Origin of the sequence: Abiotrophia sp. HMSC24B09 (genome assembly GCF_001815865.1) — a bacterium.
Taxonomy (GTDB): Bacteria; Bacillota; Bacilli; order Lactobacillales; family Aerococcaceae; genus Abiotrophia.
The window spans coordinates 497,951-521,356 of record NZ_KV822195.1 but is presented as its reverse complement, the minus strand read 5'-3'; the positions used below and the strand labels follow the sequence as shown (position 1 = coordinate 521,356).

The 23,406-nt window shown below is 44.5% G+C and carries 23 protein-coding genes; 22 read left to right on the top strand and 1 reads right to left on the bottom strand.

The annotated features are described in order from the left end of the window. A partial coding sequence (locus HMPREF3093_RS03595; RefSeq protein ID WP_143227640.1) for a Cna B-type domain-containing protein occupies positions 1–928 on the top strand: 928 nt, incomplete at its 5' end. 116 nt (positions 929–1,044) lie between these two features. On the opposite strand, the gene HMPREF3093_RS03590 is transcribed toward HMPREF3093_RS03595, so the two are convergent. After that, positions 1,045–1,854: a Cof-type HAD-IIB family hydrolase gene (locus HMPREF3093_RS03590; protein ID WP_070755634.1), complete on the bottom strand. Its 810-nt coding sequence runs from the start codon at positions 1,852–1,854 to the stop codon at positions 1,045–1,047. Positions 1,855–1,989: 135 nt separating this feature from the next. On the opposite strand from HMPREF3093_RS03590, the gene HMPREF3093_RS03585 reads away from it, so the two are divergent. From HMPREF3093_RS03585 to rbfA, 21 genes are all read left to right on the top strand, one after another. Then, positions 1,990–2,313: a metal-sulfur cluster assembly factor gene (locus HMPREF3093_RS03585; RefSeq protein WP_070755633.1), complete on the top strand. Its 324-nt coding sequence runs from the start codon at positions 1,990–1,992 to the stop codon at positions 2,311–2,313. A 10-nt stretch (positions 2,314–2,323) separates the two neighbouring features. Further along, entirely contained in the window at positions 2,324–2,608 is a 285-nt protein-coding gene (locus HMPREF3093_RS03580; protein WP_070755632.1) for a rhodanese-like domain-containing protein, read from the top strand. Between the two features lie 150 nt (positions 2,609–2,758). Next, positions 2,759–5,362 carry an ATP-dependent chaperone ClpB gene (clpB, locus tag HMPREF3093_RS03575; RefSeq protein WP_070755631.1) on the top strand — a complete coding sequence of 868 codons (2,604 nt, stop codon included), beginning with the start codon at positions 2,759–2,761 and terminating at the stop codon, positions 5,360–5,362. 178 nt (positions 5,363–5,540) lie between these two features. Continuing rightward, entirely contained in the window at positions 5,541–6,680 is a 1,140-nt protein-coding gene (locus tag HMPREF3093_RS03570) for an AI-2E family transporter (RefSeq protein ID WP_070755630.1), read from the top strand. 133 nt (positions 6,681–6,813) lie between these two features. Further along, the gene (locus HMPREF3093_RS03565) at positions 6,814–8,427 is read left to right on the top strand and encodes a DUF6612 family protein (protein ID WP_070755629.1); all 1,614 of its coding nucleotides are present in this window, start codon (positions 6,814–6,816) and stop codon (positions 8,425–8,427) included. A gap of 74 nt (positions 8,428–8,501) precedes the next feature. Then, positions 8,502–9,116 carry an NfeD family protein gene (locus tag HMPREF3093_RS03560; protein ID WP_070755628.1) on the top strand — a complete coding sequence of 205 codons (615 nt, stop codon included), beginning with the start codon at positions 8,502–8,504 and terminating at the stop codon, positions 9,114–9,116. Further along, positions 9,116–10,108, top strand: coding sequence for a flotillin-like protein FloA (floA, locus tag HMPREF3093_RS03555; protein WP_070755627.1), 993 nt, complete (start codon positions 9,116–9,118; stop codon positions 10,106–10,108). Before HMPREF3093_RS03560 ends, floA begins: the two co-directional genes overlap by 1 nt. Before the next feature lie 34 nt (positions 10,109–10,142). After that, positions 10,143–10,724, top strand: coding sequence for a hypothetical protein (locus HMPREF3093_RS03550; protein WP_070755626.1), 582 nt, complete (start codon positions 10,143–10,145; stop codon positions 10,722–10,724). A gap of 138 nt (positions 10,725–10,862) precedes the next feature. Further along, a complete protein-coding gene (locus HMPREF3093_RS03545; protein WP_070755625.1) occupies positions 10,863–12,125 on the top strand; it encodes an Mbeg1-like protein in 1,263 nt (420 codons plus the stop codon). Beyond that, positions 12,112–13,638, top strand: coding sequence for an AMP-binding protein (locus tag HMPREF3093_RS03540; protein WP_070755624.1), 1,527 nt, complete (start codon positions 12,112–12,114; stop codon positions 13,636–13,638). Before HMPREF3093_RS03545 ends, HMPREF3093_RS03540 begins: the two co-directional genes overlap by 14 nt. Before the next feature lie 200 nt (positions 13,639–13,838). Beyond that, entirely contained in the window at positions 13,839–14,603 is a 765-nt protein-coding gene (gene rpsB, locus HMPREF3093_RS03535) for a 30S ribosomal protein S2 (RefSeq protein WP_035364286.1), read from the top strand. A 119-nt stretch (positions 14,604–14,722) separates the two neighbouring features. Further along, on the top strand, positions 14,723–15,604 hold the full coding sequence (gene tsf, locus HMPREF3093_RS03530) for a translation elongation factor Ts (protein ID WP_035364288.1): 882 nt from the start codon (positions 14,723–14,725) through the stop codon (positions 15,602–15,604). Positions 15,605–15,691: 87 nt separating this feature from the next. Further along, positions 15,692–16,414, top strand: coding sequence for a UMP kinase (pyrH, locus tag HMPREF3093_RS03525; protein WP_023392068.1), 723 nt, complete (start codon positions 15,692–15,694; stop codon positions 16,412–16,414). A 156-nt stretch (positions 16,415–16,570) separates the two neighbouring features. Continuing rightward, a complete protein-coding gene (frr, locus tag HMPREF3093_RS03520) occupies positions 16,571–17,092 on the top strand; it encodes a ribosome recycling factor (protein WP_373690453.1) in 522 nt (173 codons plus the stop codon). A 110-nt stretch (positions 17,093–17,202) separates the two neighbouring features. Continuing rightward, complete coding sequence (locus tag HMPREF3093_RS03515; protein ID WP_070755623.1) at positions 17,203–18,129, top strand: 2-dehydropantoate 2-reductase; 927 nt, start codon at positions 17,203–17,205, stop codon at positions 18,127–18,129. Between the two features lie 121 nt (positions 18,130–18,250). Next, positions 18,251–18,724 (top strand): ribosome maturation factor RimP, encoded by a 474-nt coding sequence (gene rimP / locus HMPREF3093_RS03510; RefSeq protein ID WP_070755622.1) that lies wholly within the window; start codon positions 18,251–18,253, stop codon positions 18,722–18,724. A 21-nt stretch (positions 18,725–18,745) separates the two neighbouring features. After that, positions 18,746–19,936 carry a transcription termination factor NusA gene (nusA, locus tag HMPREF3093_RS03505; protein WP_070755621.1) on the top strand — a complete coding sequence of 397 codons (1,191 nt, stop codon included), beginning with the start codon at positions 18,746–18,748 and terminating at the stop codon, positions 19,934–19,936. A 23-nt stretch (positions 19,937–19,959) separates the two neighbouring features. Then, positions 19,960–20,265 (top strand): RNase P modulator RnpM, encoded by a 306-nt coding sequence (rnpM, locus tag HMPREF3093_RS03500; RefSeq protein WP_070755620.1) that lies wholly within the window; start codon positions 19,960–19,962, stop codon positions 20,263–20,265. After that, a complete protein-coding gene (locus HMPREF3093_RS03495; protein ID WP_070755619.1) occupies positions 20,262–20,558 on the top strand; it encodes a L7Ae/L30e/S12e/Gadd45 family ribosomal protein in 297 nt (98 codons plus the stop codon). Before rnpM ends, HMPREF3093_RS03495 begins: the two co-directional genes overlap by 4 nt. A 38-nt stretch (positions 20,559–20,596) precedes the next feature. Then, on the top strand, positions 20,597–22,894 hold the full coding sequence (gene infB / locus HMPREF3093_RS03490) for a translation initiation factor IF-2 (RefSeq protein ID WP_070755618.1): 2,298 nt from the start codon (positions 20,597–20,599) through the stop codon (positions 22,892–22,894). A gap of 14 nt (positions 22,895–22,908) precedes the next feature. Beyond that, on the top strand, positions 22,909–23,268 hold the full coding sequence (rbfA, locus tag HMPREF3093_RS03485) for a 30S ribosome-binding factor RbfA (RefSeq protein WP_070755617.1): 360 nt from the start codon (positions 22,909–22,911) through the stop codon (positions 23,266–23,268). Positions 23,269–23,406 lie beyond the last annotated feature (138 nt).

Below are 23,406 nucleotides of genomic sequence, written 5' to 3'. Positions count from 1 at the left end.
TGCTAACTATGGCGATGCCAAAGACGTACCACAAGCAGGCGGTGAAGTAACTTGGTCTAACTTACCATACTACCAAGATGGTAAGACTGAGGCTTCTGTTTACACTGTAGAAGAATTAACTGAAACACCAAATGGCTATGAAGTTACCTACACTTCTGATGCTAATGGTAGTGTGACTGTAACTAACACCTTCAAGACAACCGGTTTTGTTGCAAGTAAAGTTTGGAAAGGCGATAAAGATTCTTCAGTTCGCCCTCAAGCTCAATTCCAACTCTACCGTGATGGGGTAGCTTATGGCCAACCGCAAGCTGTTCCAACAGTTGATGGTCAAGTTGCTTGGACTAACTTACCTTACTACCAAGAAGGTAAGAATGAAGCAAGTGTCTACACTGTTCAAGAAGTACAAGCAGTGGATTCACCATATGCAGCGACCTATGCTGATCAAACAGCAAGCACTGTGACTGTAACTAACACACTTCAAAACAAAACAACCAACTTTACCGTTAACAAGCAATGGCGTGGGTTTGGTGCTGATATGAAGCGTCCAAATGCTAAGTTCCAATTAAAACGTGACGGCCAAGCTTATGGTGAACTTCGTGATGTGCCAAAAGAAGACGGTCAAGTTGTTTGGACTGATTTACCACTCTATCAAGATGGGACTACTACACCAAGTGTCTACACTGTTGATGAGTTAGATCCATCTAATGAAGGCGGATATGAATGGAAGGTTGAGGATCTTACTGCCACTTCAGCTAAGATTATTAACTATAACACTGCCAATGAGAAACCTCCAACCCCACCAACTCCTTCTGGTAAGCGTGAATTACCTAAGACTGGTGAACAAGATACAATTTTAACTGGCTTGGCTGGCTTAAGTCTCTTATTAGCAGCGACTTATGTCATCTCTCCAGTACGTCGTCGTAACTAAGTTAGTGCGACCAATAGACGCAAACCCTAAATGCGTAAAAACTCAGAGCTTGAGCTCTGAGTTTTTTTAGTTTGTGATTATAAAAAAGCTCCCCCAATTGAGGGAGAGACAAATACTTATAATTGGAAGAAATCAACCAAGTAACGGGCTAAGCCGTCTTGGTCGTTGGTGTAAGTCGTTATATCGTTAGCGATTGCCTTAAGAGGCTCAATGGCGTTTGCCATGGCTACACCATGGCCGGCATAAGCAATCATAGACAAATCATTGTGTTGGTCACCAAAGGCCATAATATGAGAGTTAGGAATATGGTAGAACTTTGCTAGTCGATCAATCCCATAGGCTTTGTTAACTCCTTTTTGGACAACTTCTAAAAAAGGAAGGCTACCACCCCAAGTGTCGATATCCACCGTATGGCCGTATTCTTTTAATAGTAATTTCTTAATCGGCTCTTGGGTCTCAGCAGTAGAAAAGACACTGAGTGATGTCGGGCCAAAGGTCAAACTCTCTGGTGTCATCAAAGTCAAATCATTCGGATCAACTTGGAAGAAGGGGCTATCTGGAATATCGTAGCTAGAAACAAATACATAGCCAGGTCCTTCAGCACAGACCAAGGAAACACCCAAGTCACGACTTTGATCCATAATTTTAAGGGCTAGTTCTCTTGGGACTTCTGCTTCATAGCGTGCTTGCCAGTTGGAACGACCAGGATAGTGGCCATAAGCTCCATTAAGGTTAAGAATGGGCGCCTGAGGGTTAATTGCCTTGTAAAATTGTTGGCTGTTGCGGTAAGGTCGCCCAGTAGCGATGACAACGAGATGTCCCATATCCCGTACTTGTTGCAATACTTGAATGGTATAGGGACTTAATTGTGATTGATTATTTAAGGTTGTGCCATCTAAATCAATGGCGATGAGATAGGCTTGCATGGAAATCCTCCTTATCATCTTAGTATAGCCATTTCTGCCTTGGCTTTCAACTCCTAATGACAGGCAAGATGCTTGATTTTTCTATTAAATAGCTTACAATGAAAGAGTAATTGCCAAGGAAAGGGGCTTGTGACCATGAGTCAAGAACTAACAGAAAAACTACAGACCCAGATTCAAACCGCTTTGGAAGAAGTGATTGACCCAGAACTGGGAATTGATATCGTCAATCTTGGCTTGGTTTATGAAGTCGATTTAAGCGAAGAAGGGGTCTGTGAAGTTCAGATGACCTTGACCACAATTGGTTGCCCTTTAGCAGACGTTATCATCAATGATGTCAAACAGGCTTTGCTTAAGATTGACCAAATTAAAGAAGTTAAGGTTGAGTTGGTTTGGTATCCAGCTTGGGACCCAAGTCGTATGAGTCGCTATGCCCGTATCGCCTTAGGCGTTAAATTATAGGAGGGATATTATGCGTGAGTTAGCAGATTTACAGGCCGTTGAGGATTTCAAAGCACAAAATCCGGAGGGATTAGTCATTGATGTCCGGTCTCAAGAGGATTATGAAGAAGGTCATATGGAGGGAGCACTTCATCATCCTGAGGAAACTATCTTGACGGATTTAGCTGATAGAGACAAGACTTTGCCAATTGCGGTTTACTGTAACCGAGGTGTTAAGTCACGCCGTGTGGCACAAAGTCTCGAAGCAGCGGGCTTCAGCAATATTTACAACTATACACCTGGCTTAAAAGGTTAAGAAAAGTTTAAAGTCAAAAAAGGTCAGAGAAAACTCTTGACCTTTTTTGACTTTTGGTCTATACTAAGAATGTGCCCAAGATTGGGCTATTATTAAACACTAAAAACACTGACTATTTTTGACCAAACAACTATAAAGGAAGGTGCTAAGATGATTGAAAAAATGACAACAACCATGCAAGAAGCTTTGGGTCAAGCGCAACAGATTGCCATCACCCGGCAACATCAGGAAATTGATATTCCTCATCTCTGGCATGTTCTGATTCAACCTAATGAATTTGCGGCACGTCTCTATGAAGAAATTGGCGTTCCTATGGAAGAATTTCGCCAACTAGTCAACAAGGAGATTGACGCAATCAGTGTCGTATCAGGAAGCAATGTCCAGTATGGCCAAGCCATTAGTCAACGACTTAACCAACTTTTTGCAGTAGCTAATCAGATTGCTAAGGACAATAAGGATGAATTTTTATCAACTGAGGTCATTCTTCTTGCTCTCTATCAGCAAAAGGGCAATCCCTTGACTCAATTCTTGAATCAACATGATATCAGTGAGTCTAAATTAAAAGAACGTATCGATCAATTGAGAGGAGGATCACGCGTGACTTCACAAAACCAAGAAGAAACCTATGAAGCTTTGGCCAAGTATGCCACAAACCTTGTCCAAGCCGTAAGAGAGAATAAACTAGATCCAGTCATCGGACGTGACGAAGAAATTCGGGATGTCATCCGAATCCTATCACGTAAGACTAAGAATAACCCAGTCTTAATTGGGGAACCAGGTGTTGGTAAGACTGCCATTGTCGAAGGTTTAGCCCATCGTATTGTAAGACGCGATGTACCTGAAAACCTCAAAGACAAGGAAATCTACAGCCTTGACATGGGGGCCTTGATTGCCGGAGCCAAGTATCGCGGTGAATTTGAAGAACGTCTCAAGGCCGTTCTTAAGGAAGTGAAACAGTCAGAAGGCAGAGTCTTGCTCTTCATTGATGAGATTCACCTGATTGTGGGGGCTGGTAAGACTGACGGTGCCATGGACGCCGGTAACTTGCTCAAACCGATGTTGGCGCGTGGGGAGTTGCACTGTATTGGTGCCACTACCTTAGACGAATATCGTGAGAACATTGAAAAGGATAAGGCTTTGGAACGTCGTTTCCAAAGGGTACTTGTTCAAGAGCCGACCGTGGAAGATACTATTTCTATCTTACGGGGACTCAAGGAACGCTTCGAAATCCACCACGGGGTTAACATTCATGACAACGCCTTGGTGGCGGCGGCTATCCTGTCCAATCGCTACATTACCGATCGTTTCTTACCTGATAAGGCCATCGACTTAGTCGACGAGGCCTGTGCTACCATTCGGGTGGAAATTAACTCTATGCCGACAGAAATGGACCAAGTCAATCGTCGTCTCATGCAACTTGAAATCGAAGAAGCGGCACTTAAGAAAGAACACGACGAAGCAAGTAAGAAACGCTTAGAGAACTTACAAGAAGAATTGGCTGATTTACGCGAACAAGCCAACATGCTCAAAATGCGTTGGGAAATCGAAAAAGAAGCTTCAAACAAAATGCGTGACAAACGCCTGGAGTTAGAAGCGGCTCGTCACCAACTCGAAGAAGCGGAAGCTAGTTATGATTTGGAACAAGCAGCCGTCCTGCGCCATGGTAAGATTCCGCAATTAGAGAAGGAACTAGCAGAACTTGAAGCCAAAGAAACGGTACCACGTCATGAACGTCTGACCCAAGAATCAGTGACTGACGAAGAAATCGCGCAGGTTGTAGGGCGATTGACAGGAATTCCGGTTAATCGACTGGTGGAAGGTGAACGTGAGAAGTTACTTAAGCTTAGCGACACCCTACATGAACGCGTCATTGGCCAGGACGAGGCAGTTGATAAGGTAGCGGAAGCAGTTTTACGTTCTCGTGCAGGCTTACAAAACCCTAACCGTCCAATCGGTTCCTTCCTCTTCTTAGGACCTACTGGGGTAGGGAAGACAGAGTTAGCCAAAGCCTTAGCAGAAACCCTCTTTGATTCAGAAAGCCATCTGGTCCGGATTGATATGTCCGAGTATATGGAGAAACACAATGTCTCTCGTCTGGTAGGGGCTCCTCCAGGCTATGTAGGTTATGAAGAAGGGGGCCAATTAACAGAGGCCGTGCGACGGACACCATATACCATCGTCTTATTAGATGAAATTGAAAAGGCCCACCCAGACGTCTTCAATATTCTACTCCAAGTTCTTGACGACGGTCGCTTGACCGACTCTAAAGGACGGACTGTTGACTTCAAGAATACAGTGCTGATTATGACCTCTAATATTGGCTCAAGCCTCTTGTTAGAAGGAGTAGAGGACGATGGCAGCATCAATCCAGAGACAGCGGCTCAAGTCCGACAACTCTTGCGTCAACACTTCAAGCCAGAGTTCCTCAACCGGATTGACGACACCGTACTCTTTACACCATTGGCACAAAGCCACATGAATAAGATTGTCTTCAAACTCTTGAAGAGTCTGCAAGAACGTTTGGCTTACCAAGATATTAGTCTAGAGCTAGATGATCAAGCAGCCACTTGGTTAGCTCATAATGGCTATGATCCAGTCTACGGGGCACGTCCACTCATGCGCTATATGACGCGTGAATTAGAAACGCCATTAGCTAAGGCTATCATTGCCGGGGACATACAAGCTAACTCGCATGTGATGGTGCACTTAGAAGATGACCACCTGGTCTTTGAATCAAAACCTAATCAAGAATAAGGGCGAGTAAGATGACTAAGTTAACTTAGTCATCTTTTTTAATGTGCAAGGCCTTCTTATTTACTTGACTTTCTTTCTAGCCTAGCGTAAGGTAAAATTAAGCATAAAGAGTTAATCTCTCGTGATTTTGACATTCCCAATGACTTATTGCTTGATTAGGATTGCTAGGAGGAGCGCTATGGCACGCTACGATAAATATATTATGAAATACATTGGTTTAATCACCCTCATTGTCTTGGTTGTATGGAACTGGAATTCCATTATGGGCTTAGTCGGCTCAATCTATAAGACTTTAGGACCAATTATTAACGGGGCTATTTTTGCCTACATCTTGAATCTACTTATGGTTCGCTACGAAAGGCTTTTGTCTAAGTTACAGGTAAAAATGCCGTTGATTAAGGAACTGAAGCGACCAGTATCTATGCTCTTATCCCTCTTGACTTTTGTCTTGGCGGTTATTATGATTCTTGTCCTAGTCTTACCGCAGTTATCGACCGCTATTAGTCGTTTTATTGAGGTAATTCCAAGTGTCAGCACTTGGTTACAGAAGGCGATTGAAGAGTATGATGCTTATTTTCCTCAGCTGCAGACCCTTATGTCACAGCTTAATATCAACTGGGGCAGCCTGATTCAACAATCCATAACAGTTCTTAACAGCTTGTCTTCTAACTTCTTAAACATTACCTTTACTACAATTACTGGGGTGGCATCTAATACTATTAACTCCATCCTGTCCTTGATGGTTGCCCTCTATATTTTGGGGTCTAAGGAACGTCTTTTACTACAAGGTAAGCGGCTCATTATGGCCTACTTGAAACCTAGCCACGCTCAGACTCTCTTAGATATTATTCGCCTAATGAATGAATCCTTCACCAATTTCTTCGTGGGGATGACCTTGGAAGGCATCATTCTGGGCAGCCTAGTCACTGTTGCTGCCAGCATCTTCAATCTGCCATATGCGGGTATGTTAGGAGTGATTGCTGGGGTTATGGCCTTAATTCCTATTATTGGTGGCTATATCTCTGCAGCAGTAGGGACTTTGATGCTATTGGCTGTTTCACCAAGCCAGGCGCTCTTTTATCTGGTCATGGTCATCATTATCATGCAACTGGAAGGGAACCTAATCTATCCACGTGTGGTGGGAGGTTCTATTGGGTTACCAGGTCTCTGGGTCTTAGTGGCCTTCACAGTCGGTGGTGGCTTAATGGGTATTTCAGGCATGATTCTGGGGATTCCTTTAGCAGCGACCCTCTACAAATTATTGGGTCGAGATGTCCTCATGCGTGAGAAACGTCAGACCTTGACTATTCTTGAATAAGTCAGATAGCGAGAGCATGGCTGCTCTCGCTATTTTAATAGGATTATTTGGTGACTGTAAAGGCTTTATGTTATAATCGAACTATCAATTTTATCCTTTGATTTAAGCACTCGTAGGTAAGGAGGTTAATAAGATGAAACATTTGACTAAGCATTTGTTAGTTGGCTGTTTAGGATTAAGTTTTCTTGTCAACTATATGGGCCAAAGTGTCGCTGCACGCCCACCAATTTTAGATGCTACCTCTGAGGAAAGTTCTAAAGCAAGTGAGGGAAGTTCACTGATATCTGAAGAGACTGAGCGTATGACCTTCCCTGAATTACAGGATAAGCTAGAGCAAGCGCGACAAAAGGTTTTAAGTGTTAAACTCACCGCAAAGACCTCTCGAAAAACTAAGGAGTTTTCTGTGCCAAGTGAAGATGCGTATATAGCTTGGAATAAATTTGAAGTCAGTGATGACCAGAAGAGTGAGCCGATTCTTTCCTTTAATCATGAAGAATTCAATTTGGCTGGCATACTTAAATTTGAGTATTTTTTGACTAAGAAAGCTCAAGATGACTATCTTTTGTATACGAAATCAGAGGCTAATCAGGCTAGCTATAGGCAGATAAGTTCTCCCTTTGCCTATGTCAATTACCAGGATATTCTTACGTCCATTATTTTACTTGATGCCCCATACGCTAAGGTTGAACTTAAAGATTCGAGTTATCATGTCTACATTAGTGACAAGGACCAGTCCTTAACCCACCTTTTCCTCTTTAGTATTGGGCGTGATAAAGTAGGCCAAGAAAAAAGTAGTCTTGAGCTTGTCATCGACCAGAAGGATTTTAATCTTAAGCGGTTAAACTATTACTATCAAGACGATCAAGAACAGCGGTCCGCAGAGCTATCGATAGCAGATATTAATCAAGTCTCCGAGAAAGATCTGACCTTGGCTCCATGGACGCAAGAGGCTGTCTTGGAAGAGGACAGCAGTTCTGATAGGACTGAATCAAGTGATGAAACAAGTGACGCTACTGACTCCAGCCAAAGTCGTGAGTCCTCTCCTAAGGCTAGTCAAATTATGGAAGAAGCATGGCGAGAGCGGCTACTTTCTTCGGTTTTCATGTCCTTCGAGAAAATTATCCTATCTGATGACAAGACCAATGTCACAGCCTTAGAAGGTGACATGGCCTATGATAAGGTTGGGCAAATAATTGGTCTTCATTACTTTGGTATTCTAGATCATGGCTATCCTGATGGACGTTTCGTTGAAATCATAAAGAGCTTGAATGACAAAACCTTTTATGGGCGTCTCAATAGCCAATGGTACACGGTATCGACAGCTAAAACAGAGGATATCAAACCAGAATACCAGCGCCTGCTGACAGTCTTAGCAGACAAAAAGCTAACTGAAAAAATGACCGTTGAAGAATCGGAAACAAGTTACTTGCTGAAATTGCAAGGCCATGACCTTGGCCTCCTTGGTGATTTGTCAAGAGACTTGCTAATGGATTTGACGGGGACAGACTCAAATGAAAGGCAAGGCAAGTTTAGTTTGACTGTAGAGGTTTCTAAAAAGGAACATTATCTCCAATCACTTGATTTGAAGGTAGAGACCCAAATAGAAGGGAGCCCTCAAATCCAGCATGCTAAAATTTCCTTTAGTCGCCATAATAAGGTCTCAGATATGAAATTTGAGCTTCCTAGCGAGGCCAAAGATGCTAGACCAATTGAAGAGCTCTCATCTTCTGAAGAATCGAATTCGTAACCTTGTGTAAATAGTTTTCAAGCTTTAGTGAAAGTGCTATAATAGACTTAGAAACTTGAGAGGAGGAATAACTCGTGTATCTACTTATCTTGTTGGGGGTTGCTTTTGCGACGGCCACGCTCTTCTTCAAGCAGAAGTTGCCGACAGCACTTTTAGCATTAGCTTCCTTTGCTTGGTATTTTGAAGCTTGGCAGTCTGATGGACTCTTACCCTTTATCATTTTCTCAGTTGGGGTAGTCATGGTCATCTTAGAGTTCTACTTACCACAAACAGGTTTTGCAGGCCTTATTGGCTCAGTTGTCATGGGCTTGGTACTCCAATACCATACACAGAATTGGCAAGAGACCTGGCTCTTACTCTTCGGGATTGGACTTGTCAGTGTGACCGTCTTCTTCGTCCTATTGAAGTTTGGCCTGTCTATTAAGGTCAATGAAGCCTTAATTCTAGATGCGCAGATTAACTCTCATGCTCGAGGAAGACAAGGAGACCAGGCAGCTAGCGCCGATCACCCACTCATTGGCCACTCAGGTCATGCTATTTCGGATTTGAAGCCGATTGGTAAGGTTGAAGTGGATGGCCAAGTCTATGAGGCGCGAAGTGCCCACAACTTTATTAGTCAAGGGGCGACGGTTGCGGTTCAAGCTGTCAGCCAAGGGACACTTGTTGTTAGAAAAGGAGGAGAAGCATAATGAATGGATGGATTCCATTAGGTTTATTAATTATCGTCTTATTAGTACTGATTAGCCTCTTCTTCCGCTTTGTACCAGTAGGTTTATGGATTACCGCCTACTTCTCTGGTGTTAAAGTGGGGATTGGGAATTTAATCGGGATGCGTTTGCGGCGGGTTGTGCCAAAAATGATTATTAACCCAATGATTAAGGCAACCAAAGCAGGCTTAGTCATTAATACAAATGAACTTGAAGCCCACTATTTAGCAGGTGGGAATGTCAACATGGTCATTGATGCCTTAATTGCGGCTCAACGTGCCAATATTGACTTGGAATTCGAACAAGCAGCTGCTATTGATTTGGCAGGGCGTAACGTTTTTGAAGCCGTTCAAGTATCGGTTAACCCTAAGGTAATTGAAACCCCAATTATTGCGGGTGTCGCTATGGACGGGATTGAAGTTAAGGCCAAAGCCAAAGTGACCGTTCGCGCCAACATTGAACGGTTAGTCGGGGGTGCTGGTGAAGAAACCATCATTGCCCGTGTTGGTGAAGGGATTGTTACGACCGTAGGTAGTGCCGCTAAGCACTCCATTGTCCTAGAGAACCCAGACTCTATTTCCCAAACTGTTTTACGTAAAGGTTTAGACTCAGGGACTGCCTTTGAGATTCTATCCATTGATATTGCGGACGTTGATGTGGGCCGTAACATCGGGGCTAAATTGCAAGCTGACCAAGCTGTAGCAGACAAGAAGATTGCTCAAGCTAAGGCTGAAGAACGTCGTGCCTTCGCGGTTGCCCAAGAACAAGAAATGTTGGCCGAAGTACAACGCATGCGTGCTAAAGTGGTTGAAGCAGAATCTGAAGTGCCATTAGCTATTGCCGAAGCTTTCCGTAAAGGCAACCTAGGCATTCATGATTACTATCAATTACAAAATATCCAAGCCGATACTGCCATGCGTGAATCCATTGCTAAGGATGAAAAACCAGCCGGCGACACAGTGATTTCTGAATAGGACACTTAAGTCATGATGAAAGGGGAGTTAACCAATGAGAGGCTATATCTTTTTGCTGATTTTCCTTGCGTCTTTCCTCATTCCTAAAATTCGGGACATGATTCGTGATAATGCGGCGGGCAAGCAAGCAAGATTCCGCCAGAACCCAATGCCTCAAGTAGACCCTCAGTATTCACTAAGAAATCTGTCAGCTCAATTGAATGTGCTCATGGCTGCAGCTCAGGATCCTAATCTCACTGATCAGGAGAGAGCCTCATTAGAAGATAAGATTGATTATCTTAACCAAGAATTAGACCAAGCTCTAGGTGCTGAGGAAATTGAGGCGGATAATCTCTTACAAGCAAAAGGCGAAGCTGACCAGTCTATGTTGGACGAGGTTGAGTTTGATCAGGCCCAAGCTCAAATGGAAGCTTCCTTGGCTGATCGGTGGGGTGACAGTGACCAAGATTGGTCCTTGGCCGAATCTGATGCAGATGCCATTCAACTTGAACGTATAGGTGCTTCTAATCACCACCATACAGGGCGTGGTTCTAAACTCACCAAGCTCAATCGCAAGAACCTTAAGGATGCGGTTATTTATAGTGAGATTCTCAAACCAAAGCATCAATCTAAATGATATGGAATGGAGGTAGGAAGTGATTCCTGCCTCTTTTTGTGTATAGTTAGACACAAAATAATCAGGAAACTTGCTTTTATTGCTTAAAGTGCTAGGATGAAAGTAGGATTACTATGTCCAGAAAAGAGGGATGACTAAATGTCAGATTTTAAACAGTATATTAAGAATATCGGCCATGTTGATTTTGAGCTCCAACCTCTTAATGAGGTAGATATTGCAGTTATGGTTGAAATGGTCTATCTCAAGTTAGATGATTATGTCAGTCATGTTATATCCGAATCAAAAGCCATTTCTGTGATGGATTTTTACCAGCAGTTTGCTCAAGACAAAAAAGAAATTCAAGAGGAAAATCCTTTTTTAATTTCCAAGGGACGGCTTGAGGTAGCCAAGGCTGCAGCCCAAGCATCACGCTATCGTAATATTCAGATTTTCGGCTTTCAATCCGACTTAGACCTCAAGTTAGAGAAGCAGTTTGCGGCGGCAACCTTCTATATTCCGGAAGTTAATACCTATTTGGTAGTCTTCCGTGGGACAGATGAAACGATTGTAGGTTGGAAAGAAGACTTCAATATGAGCCACCAAACCCAGGTGCCGGCTCAGGATGCTGCTAGAGAATACCTGACCAAAGTCATGACTGAATTTGATGGTCAATATATTATAGCCGGTCACTCCAAAGGGGCCAACTTAGCAATTTATGCCGCTAGTCAACTTGATAAAATGCTACAGAATCAAGTGTCAGCCATTTATGCTTATGACGGGCCGGGTTACCAAAGGGATTTTCTAGAGACAGAGGGCTATTTGGCCATTGAGTCCAAGATTCATGCCTTCCAGCCAGAGGATGCGGTGGTCAGTCAGATTCTCTTCCATACAGTTCAAGCCAAGGTGGTCGCCTGCAAAGGCATTAGCATGATGCAACACCTGCTAGAGAACTGGCAAATTGATAAGGTGAGTTTCAAGGAAGTAGAGTCGGTAACCCCAGGGAGTCAACGTCTTCAAGCTACCCTTGGTCAATGGGTTGACCAGCATTCTGCCCAAGAGTTAGAAGAATTCTTCGGTGCCATATTTGGCATTTTTGAGGCTACAGGTATTGAAACCTTGAATGAGATAGGCGACAATTTCCTCATGTTTCTTATCTCTCTACAACGTGAAATCCGTGATACAGAGGATAGTGACTTGCTAAAAGAAGGATTCTCTCAGCTCCAAGCCATCTATAAGGAGCAGGGGGATGAAACAAATGCCAACTTCTTGGAAGTCGTCCAAGGCAAGATAGATAGTGCCACAAGCTTCATCAAGAATCTAGTTCCTGACGCCCTATTGCCAGGTAAATCTGAAGATAAGCAAGTAGAAGAAGAAGGAGACCCACAAGCCAAAAGTGAGGAAATAGAGCATGGCGCGATTTGATTATGAGCCTCTCAATCTCTATGATAACTTTGCGACTGCTAGTCGCAAATGGCCTCATGTTCCTATTTATTTTGATCAGACTTTAGCTGCTTTCCCGGAATTAGGCCTTGAAACTAGCTATCAGGATGCTTTAAAATCCATTGATCGACGTGCTAAGCAGTTAGCAAGATTAGGTATTAAGGCTGGCACTAAGGTCATGGTCTATAAGGCGCCTGCTTTTGATACCTACCTTTTAGCTCTTGCCTTGACTAAACTTGGTGCGGTACCGGTTATGGTGTCCTATCACTTAGGTGCCGACGTTATAAAGGTCTTTGGTCAAAGACTGGGACCAGGTCATGCTTTAATTTACGACAAGGTAACAGCGAAAACTGTTTCGCAGCTCGCCATTCCAGATAGCTCAAGCTACCTAAGTCTTGACTCGATTCTAGTGGCTGATACTGTGAAAGTACTCGAGCCAGCTAAGATGGATTTAAATGCCATTGCCTATATGACGCATACTTCGGGCACAACAGGAGTTCCAAAGCTTATCTGTCACTCTTGCCTAAGCATGGGCTGGCGAACCCTCTGGCAGAAGCGGGTCCTAGACCAAATTCAGGAGAGAAAGCTGTGTAGCTTCCTAGTCAGTCCGGTTCATTCTCGCTTCAATATTGGAGTTTCCAGCCTTATGTCTTTGGGCTTTCCCATGATGCCGTTATCGACTCCTGACCTAGCTTCAGTGGAGGTTGCTTTCAGAGCACATCCACCATATGCTGTGGAAACTCATCCTAATCACTTTGTCCAATGGCGTGGTCTAGCGCAAGACAAACCGGAACTATTCAAGGAGACTAAGTACTTTCATTCGACCTTTGACGCCATTAATGGCGATACCATGGCGTCCTTCTTGAAGGTGGCTAAGGCCAATCATCCTGTCTTCCTACAGGTCTACGGACAAAGTGAATGTGGGCCTATGATATTGAGAGGTCATCGCTTAAGAACTTTAGCGAATCTTGAAGCTAGAGACATGGGACTAGGCTTGGGCGACTTAACCAAGGCAAGAATATGTGATGCTGAGGGTAATCCAGTCAAGCAAGGTCTGCCAGGACACATCCAACTTTATTCAAAGGGCAGAGCGCTGACTTACTATCAAGAAGAAAGACGCTTTGCTGAAAATGTTTATGGTGACTGGTGGGATAGTGGGGACTACGGTTATCTAGATGCACGGGGCCATCTCTTTCTTCAAGATCGCCAAGTGGACCTAGTGGAGGCCGTGCCTAGCACACTGGCAATAGAGGATGTGCTATTGGATAAATTGGACTTCTTGGCTGAAGCAGTCATTATTAGAGACCCAAAGGGCTATGCCCAGCCAGTTATTGCAGTCAACGATGGCATGACCATGGATTGGCAAGCGTGGTGGGATCTGACTGCGGATATGCCTCACCTCAACCAAGCAATTATCTTGGAGTGGGGAGAGATTCCACGAACCGCAACCATGAAGGTCCAACGGCTAGCGCTTAGCCAACAGATATTTAGTTGAACAATTCGAGATATAGAGCAAGGTTTGACCTAACTTAGGCCTTGCTTTTTCTGATGGGATGGTGTATATTATATAAGGTTGCATCACCTGATGCACCAATTCGCACGTTCGTTGATAGTGAGGACGGTGCTTGGATGACCAAGTTTCCTTGCTAGGTGACACGTTCGGAGGAAAATATTAAACCAAATGGAGGTATAGAAATGTCAGTAATTTCTATGAAGCAATTATTAGAAGCTGGTGTACACTTTGGTCACCAGACTCGTCGTTGGAACCCTAAGATGAAGCGTTACATCTTTACAGAACGTAACGGTATCTACATCATCGACTTACAAAAAACCGTTAAATTAGTTGACGAAGCATACAACTACATGCGTGAAGCAGCAGCTGACGGCGGTGTAGTACTCTTCGTAGGTACTAAGAAACAAGCTCAAAAAGCTGTTGAAGAACACGCAGTACGTTCAGGTCAATACTACATCAACCACCGTTGGTTGGGTGGTCTCTTGACTAACTGGGATACTATCCAAGGCCGTATCCGTCGTTTGAAAGCTATCGAAAAAATGGCTGAAGACGGGACCTTCGAAGTACTTCCTAAGAAAGAAGTTATCGAAATCCGTAAGGAACAAGAGCGTTTAGAGAAATTCTTAGGCGGGATTAAAGACATGCCAAGAATTCCAGATGTTATCTTCATCGTGGACCCACGTAAAGAGCGCATCGCGGTTCAAGAAGCTCAAAAATTAAACATTCCAATCGTTGCTATGGTCGACACTAACTGTGACCCAGACGAAATCGACGTAGTAATCCCATCTAACGATGACGCTATCCGCGCTATCAGCTTAATCGCTGGTGCTATGGCTGACGCTGTTATCGAAAGCAACCAAGGGGTTGTAGAAGCTGTCGCTGAAGAATCAACTGACAAAGCTTTCTTCGACAACTTGTTTGAATCAAACGAAGGCCAAGAAGCCTAAGCGTTACTTAACTTAGTATAAGCATGAACTGTCTTAATTCAGGAGGATAACCATAGGCTCAAAGCTAGGGACCTGTGTTGAGACAGTTTTTTATAAGACCTGAGGAGGAAATACACAAAATGGCAAACATTACTGCAAAATTAGTAAAAGAATTACGCGACATGACTGGTGTCGGTATGATGGACGCTAAAAAAGCTTTAGTTGAAGTTGAAGGCGACATCGACAAAGCGGTAGACTTCTTGCGTGAAAAAGGTTTAGCTAAAGCTGCTAAAAAAGCTGACCGTATCGCAGCTGAAGGGGTTACTGCTACTTATGTAGACGGCAACACTGCTGCCTTAATCGAATTGAACTCTGAAACTGACTTCGTGGCTAAGAACGACAAGTTCCAAGCTTTAGTAGCAACTGTTGTTAAAGCTATTGCTGAAGCAAAACCAGCTACTATGGAAGAAGCTTTAGCTGTTAAAGTTGGCGACAAGACAATCGAAGAATTAATCTTAGAAGGTACAACCGTTATCGGTGAAAAACTTTCTCTTCGTCGTTTCGAAGTATTATCTAAAGCTGATGGCGATGCTTTTGGTGAATACCTCCACATGGGTGGCCGTATTGGTGTCTTAACTGTTATCGAAGGTTCTGACGATTCTGTAGCTGCTAAAGACGTTGCCATGCACGTTGCAGCGATTAACCCACGTTACGTAAGCCGTGAAGATGTATCTGAAGAAGACTACAAACACGAAGAAAAAATCCAAACCGAAATCGCCCTCAACGAAGGCAAACCAGCTAACATCGTTGAGAAAATGATTAAAGGTCGTATGAACAAATACTTAGCTGAAATCAGCTTAACTGAACAAGCATTCGTTAAGAATCCTGACCAAACAGTTGCTGAATTCGTAGCTTCTAAGGGCGGCAAAGTGAAAACTTTTGTCCGTTATGAAGTCGGCGAAGGTATGGAAAAACGTCAAGATAACTTTGCAGACGAAGTGGCTGCCCAAATGGGTAAATAAGCTCGTCTAATTGACTAAGCCCCAAGTGATTGGGGCTTTTTCTGAAAAACGGACTCTTCAGGCAAATCAAGGTAAGGAGTAAGGAAAATGGTAGAACCGAAATACAAACGTGTCGTCTTGAAATTAAGCGGCGAAGCCATGGCTGGACAATCTGGCTTTGGTATTGATCCAGCAACCATCAAAGAAATGGTCAAGGAAATTAAAGAAGTTCACGCCCTAGGCGTAGAAATCGCTATTATTGTCGGTGGTGGCAATATTTGGCGAGGGATTACAGGGGCTGAGATGGGCATGGAACGGGCGCAAGCTGACTACATGGGCATGTTAGCGACTGTTATGAACTCCTTAGCCCTACAAGATGTTCTGGAGAACAATGGCGTGCCAACTCGGGTTCAAACCTCAATCGATATGCGCCAAATTGCGGAACCATTTATCCGTCGTCGTGCTATCCGCCACTTAGAAAAGGGCCGCGTGGTTATCTTTGCAGCAGGTACCGGGAACCCTTACTTCTCAACTGATACTCTAGCCGCTTTGCGCGCTGCGGAAGTGAACGCAGACGTTATCTTGATGGCTAAGAACAATGTGGATGGTGTCTACGATGCTGATCCACGCCAGGATGCCAATGCAACTAAGTTCGACAACTTGTCCCACTTAGATGTTATTGCTAAGGGTCTAAAGGTTATGGACTCTACCGCTAGCTCGCTCAGCATGGATAACGATATTCCATTGGTTGTCTTCAACTTGAATGAACCTGGTAACATTCGTCGGGTAGTTTTGGGTGAATCCATCGGGACGGTCGTTGGCGGCAAATAATGATTTTTAAGAGCGTCTCCTAGTCTCTAGGGCGCTCTTTTTTGGATAAAATAGGCTATACTCAAGCTTGATTAAATATGCTATAATAAGTTAGTACAAAATATGCAGGAGGCTGTCTCAATGACTACTGAATTAATCAAAGATACTAAGCAACGTATGCAAAAGACCGTTGACGCCTACCAACGCGAGTTAGGTTCTATTCGGGCTGGGCGTGCTAATGCCAGCATTTTAGACCGTATTAGTGTTGAATACTATGGCGTGCCAACTCCCCTCAACCAATTAGCATCCATCACCATTCCAGAGGCGCGTATGCTCTTGATTACCCCTTATGACAAAGGAACCCTAGGGGATATCGAGAAAGCGATCTTAATGAGTGATGTGGGCATTACGCCATCTAACGATGGGTCTGTGGTGCGTTTGGTCATTCCTGCCTTGACTCAAGAGCGTCGTCAAGAATTGGCTAAAACCGTTGGTAAGGAACAAGAAGGGGCTAAGGTCCGTGTTCGTAACATCCGTCGTGATGCCATTGACCATGCTAAGAAGGCAGAGAAGAACAAGGAAATCACCGAAGATGATTTAAAAGGTCTGGAAAAAGACATTCAAAAGTTAACAGACGACTTCGTCAAAGAAATCGAAAAATTAACGGCTGAAAAAGAAAAAGAAATCTTAGAAAAATAAGACTTTATTGACGTGGATTCTGTTGTATAGCAGGATTTGCGTCTTTTTTTCTTACCTAAAAAGTGCTATAATGAAGTTAGTTAATAAACTTACATAGGAGGGGACTTGTTATGTTAACCTATATTGTAGGTGCCGGCGCAATGGGTTGCCGTTTCGGCTACCAAATGGCTGAAGCTGGCCAAAAAGTTGTCTTGTTCGATGGCTGGCAAGACCACATTCAAGCAATCAAAGAAAAAGGCCTAATTATTACCGGTGACCAAGACAAGACGGTAGCCTTAGATATTCGGCCTTTTGGTCAGGATGCGCCTGTCTGTGACCTCATGATTCTTTTCGTCAAAGCCCACCAATTGGAGACAACCTTGCAGGAAACTGCTCACTTACGTGATCAGCACACCAAGGTTTTCTGTTTACTTAATGGTTTAGGACATGAAGAAGTCATTAAACGATACGTGGATCCACACAATATTATGATGGGGGTAACCGTTTGGACTGCTGTCCTTCTTGGTCCGGGGCAAGTTCGTCTCAAAGATTCCGGGACCATTAATTTCTGTGCGCTTGACTCAAGCGGTAAAGAAGTTGGTCTAGAGGTAGAAGCTCTACTTAACCATGCTGGGCTTAATGCGACATATGACCAAGAAGTCTTTAAGGCTATCTGGACTAAGGCCTGTGTCAATGGGACCATGAACTCTACTTGTGCCTTAACAGATTGTACTATCGCAGAATTCTTCTCTTCGGAAGAGGGGCGCTTAATTGTTCGTCAACTCATGCACGAGTTCATCACCGTAGCCGAAGCCAAAGGCATTGTCCTGGATGAAGAGAAAATCTACCAGTACCTTATGGACTTATCTGTTAAGTTAGCAGGTCACTACCCATCTATGCACCAAGATCTGGTTCAACAAAAACGCCTAACTGAAATTGACTACATCAATGGGGCTGTTGCACGTATGGGGGCCGACTTAGGCATTGATACACCTTACTGCAAGATGGTGACGGAGTTCATCCATGTTAAGGAGCGTCAAATTGGGGTGCGCGCCTAGTAACTAAGCCCAAAGGCTTGACACTTAGGCTCTTTATGGTATAATGAATACAGTCGAAATCAAGTTGGAAAGGAGTGAGCGGTGACGCTTGCTCTTTTTGCATGAGAGAATGAGGTGAACTATGAGTGCAATTTTAGATAAGGTGACACCAGCCATTACCGAGATAGTAGAAGCCAACGGCTGCTACTTGGTTGACATGGAATATGTCAAGGAAGGTAAGTCTTGGTTCCTTCGCATCTATGCGGATAAACCAGGACGGATTGACATTGATGACTGTGCGGCCATCAGTGAGCAAATCAGCGAACATCTGGATAGTATTAAGCCTGATCCATTTCCTGAGGCTTATTTCTTAGAGGTCTCATCACCAGGGGCGGAACGGCCATTGAAAACTGATCAAGCCTTGCGAGAGGCAATAGGTGAGTATGTGCATTTAGACTACTATGCGCCACAACACGGTGCTAAGAGCCATGAAGGGACTTTAGAAGCTGTGACAGATGACAAAGTTACGCTGACTGTCCAAATTAAAACTGTCAAAAAACAACTAGAAATCGAACGCCAAGCCATCGCCAAAGCGCGTCTGGCTATTAAGTTCTAATAGACTACTGGAGGATAGACAATGAGTAAGGAACTTGTTAAAGCAATGCAGGTTTTAGAAGAAGAAAAGGGGATTTCTCGCCAAGTCATTAAGGAAGCCCTGGAATCTGCCTTAGCTCTAGCATATAAGAAAAACTATGACCAAGCCCAAAACGTGGAGGTCCAATTCGATGAGAATAAGGGCACCATTAAGGTTTACTCGGTCAAAGAAGTTGTAGAAACCAACTATGATTCGACCTTAGAAATCAGCCTAGAAGAAGCGCTCAAGATTAACCGCGCTTACGAAATTGGCGATAAAATCAAATTCGAAGTGACACCTAAGGACTTCGGTCGTATTGCGACTCAGACTGCTAAGCACGTCATCATGCAACGTATTCGTGAAGCTGAACGGGAGAACATCTTCGAGGAATTTAGCCAATATGTAGATGAAATCATGACTGGGACGGTAGAACGTCAAGATCACCGCTTTATCTATGTCAATATTGGCCGTGTGGAGGCTATTATGCCACTTGGGGAACAAATCCCTAGCGAACAATTTGAACCTGATCAACGCATTAAGGTTTATGTAGCCAAGGTTGATAAGACAAGCAAGGGCCCGCAAATCGTGGTCAGCCGTGCTCACAATGATTTCTTGCGCCGCCTCTTCGAACAGGAAGTACCAGAAATCTACGATGGTACGGTTGAAGTCATGGCCATCGCTCGTGAAGCAGGTGACCGTGCCAAAGTTGCAGTGCGTTCACGCGACAAGAATATTGACCCTGTTGGGACCTGTGTGGGCCCACGTGGTCAACGTGTTCAAGCTATCGTTAACGAACTCAACGGCGAAAATATGGACATCATCGAATGGAATGAAGATCCAGTTGTCTTCATTCAAAATGCTTTGAGCCCTGCTCAAGTTCTCAAGGTTGATTTCAACGAAGAAGCGCATGCCTGCATCGTGGTAGTACCGGATAACCAATTATCCTTGGCCATCGGTAAACGGGGTCAAAATGCCCGCCTCGCTGCTCGTTTGACGACCTATAAAATTGATATCAAGTCAGAATCTTCTTATGCTGACTACTTAGAAGAGCAAGCGGCTTTAGCCTTAGAAGCTCAAGCTGCAGCTGAAGCTAGTCAAGAGGATTTAGCAGAAGAACTTCCAGCTGAAACACTGGACCAAGCAGTTGAAGTAGAAGATGTAAAGCTTGAATCTGAACCTGCTGGCGAAGAATAGGGCTGAGCGAAGGAGGGGACCCGATGCAAACGAAGAAACAGCAAGCACCACGTAAGGTGCCAATGCGTAAATGTATTGTATCCCAGACCATGTTCCCTAAGAAGGAACTTGTCCGGGTGGTCAAATCCAAAGAAGGGCAGATTTCGATTGATCCAAGTGGTCGTCAAAATGGTCGTGGTGCCTATATTGGCCTAGACCGCAATCTTGCCTTGGAAGCCAAGAAGAAACGGACCTTTGACCGAGCTTTCAGTATGAAAGTGGACGACGCCTTCTACGATGAACTCTATGCCTATATTGATCATCAACAGGCGCGTAAAGAATTACTATGACACCAGAACAAAAGAAACTGAACATGTTAGGCCTGGCCAACCGGTCGGGTAACCTGATTAGTGGTGACGAACTCGTCGAGAAAGCCATTAAACGCGGGCGTGTGGCCTTGGTCATCTGTGCTCAAGATGTCAGCGACGCTACCCGTGCACGCTATCAGGATTGGTCCCAGCGCTATCATGTTCCACTAGAAATGACATTTAACCGAGAACAAATCAGTCACGCTGTGGGAAAGACTCGTTCAATCGTGGCCATCACCAACCAGGGGATGGCTAAGACCTATCTTTCCTATTAGCCCTACTGACCAATTCTTAGGAATAGGAAGGTGAGACAATGACAGTTAGTCGCGTATATGAATTTGCCAAAGCACATAATATGAGCTCCAAGGCTGTATTAGAATTGGCAAAGAAAAATGGTATTGAATTCAATAGCCATATGTCCTCCATGACCGAGGGACAAACTCAAGAATTGGAACGCTTACTGCGTCAACCAAAGGCTGCGCCAGCAGAGAAAGCTACGCAAAAGCCAAAACAAGACAAGCCAGCGCCTAAGGCTAAGCCTGAAGCCAAGCAAGGTCACAAACAGCCTGAAAGCAAAGGCCAAAATCAAGCCCACCAAGGCAACAAGCAAGCTAAGAAGCCACATGGCCAAGAGTCTGCTAAAAAACATGAAGGCCAAGCCAAGGCTAAGCCTGAAGGTAACCGCCATAATGGCCAACAGCCTAACAACCAAAGTCAACGTCATAATCAAGCAGACTTTGACTCTAACCGCCGAGGTGGTGGTAGTCGCCGTAAGAACCGTGGCCGTCACAACCGTCAAAATGCTAACGTGACCGAATCCAAGGGGATTACTGCTCGTAAGCATAAGGAATTGCCAGAAAAGTTAGTTTACACGGAAGGTATGAATATCCAAGAGATTGCTAAGCTCTTCCACCGTGACGCTAGTGAAATCATCAAGAAACTTCTTATGTTAGGGGTTATGGCCAACCAAAACCAGGCTCTTTCCAAGGAAGTTATCGAATTAATTGCCATGGAATATGGGGTAGAAGCGGAAGAAAAAGTGGTCATTGATAATGCTGACTTGGAACGTCACTTCGCCCAAGAAGAAATTAAGCCTGAAAACTTAGTCACACGTCCACCAGTTGTGACCATTATGGGTCACGTCGACCATGGTAAAACCACTCTCTTGGACCAATTGCGTAATACCAACGTTTCCGAAGGTGAAGCTGGCGGGATCACTCAGCACATCGGGGCCTACCAAGTTAAGATTAACGACAAGTTAATTACTTTCTTGGATACGCCTGGTCACGAGGCCTTCACCACCATGCGTGCCCGTGGTGCGGATGTTACTGACATCACCATCATCGTGGTGGCAGCGGATGACGGGGTTATGCCTCAAACGGTTGAAGCAATTAACCACGCCAAAGCGGCTGATGTTCCAATCATCGTTGCCATTAACAAGATTGATAAGCCAGGGGCTAATCCTGATCGTGTCATGCAAGAATTAACCGAGCACGGTTTGATTCCAGAAGCATGGGGTGGGGAAACCATCTTCGTGCCAATTTCTGCTAAGTTCAATCAAAACATTGAAGAACTATTAGAGATGATTCTCTTAGTTTCTGAAGTGGAAGAATTGAAGGCTGATCCTCAACGCTTGGCTATCGGGACCGTTATCGAAGCCCGTTTAGACAAGTCTCAAGGTTCAACTGCAACCCTCTTGGTACAACAAGGGACCCTTCATGTTGGCGATCCAATCGTCGTCGGGAATGCCTACGGTAAAGTCCGGACCATGGTCAACGACGCTGGCCGTCGTATTCGCCAAGCAGGCCCAGCAACACCAGTTGAAATTACTGGTTTAAATGACGCGCCGCAAGCGGGTGACCTCTTTGTAGTCTTCCCAGACGAAAAATCTGCTCGTGCAGCAGGTGAAGAACGTGCTAAACGTGCTCAGTTGGCTATGCGTGACCTTAAGAAGAAGGTGACCTTGGACAACTTGTTCGAGAGCCTGCAAGAAGGCGAGCTCAAATCTGTTAATGTCATCATCAAAGGGGACGTACAAGGGTCCGTTGAAGCCTTGTCCGCTAGTCTTCAGAAGATTGATGTTGAAGGCGTCCGCGTGGACATTATCCACCAAGCGGTAGGGGCCATCAACGAAAGTGATATTACCCTGGCTCAAGCTTCAGGTGCCATTGTTATCGGCTTCAACGTACGTCCTACGCCACAAGCGCGTTCCTTGGCCAACGATAACGAAATCGATATTCGTCTCCACCGCATTATCTATAATGTCATCGAGGAGATTGAAACAGCCATGAAGGGTATGCTAGATCCTGAATACGTGGAAGAAATTACCGGTCAAGTGGTTGTTCGTGAAACCTTCGTCGTTTCTAAGGTTGGGACCATTGCAGGTTCTTATGTCTTGGATGGTTTCATCCAACGTAACAGCAAGGTTCGGATTATTCGTGACAACATTGTCATCTATGAAGGCGAACTAGCTAGTCTCAAACGCTTCAAAGACGATGCCAAAGAAGTTACTAAGGGCTTTGAGTGCGGGATTATGATTGAAAACTATAACGACATTAAGATTGACGACATCATCGAACCATACCGTATGGTTGAAGTCAAACGTAGCTAGGAGGGAGCAAGCCTATGGCAAACTATCGTGTAGGCCGTGTACGCCAAGAAATCATGCGTGAAGTCAACCGCATTTTGCTACGCGAAGCCAAAGATCCGCGTATCGAAGGGGTGACCATTACCGATGTGGATTTAACAGGCGACTTCCAACAGGCGACCATCTTCTACTCAACACTCAGCGATAAGGCTGGTCAGCGTCAGAAGACGGAAGCAGGGCTCAAGGCAGTAACAGGTCTGGTTCGCAGCGAACTGGGCAAGGTTCTCAAGCTCTACAAGACACCTGAAATCCGTTTCGAACGTGACCGTTCTGTAGACTACGGAAATCGCATTGATCAATTACTCAACCAAATTCATCAACAAGATCAAGCAGAATAAGCCAAAGAGACTAGGTTAGCCTAGTCTCTTTTTTGTATAGAGAAAACCACCAGCAATGCTGGTGGTTCCGGATAGCTTACAGCGAGGTAAGCAAAAAGACCTCCCAAGTGGTAAACTTAGTGTAGGTTTCCCGACCAC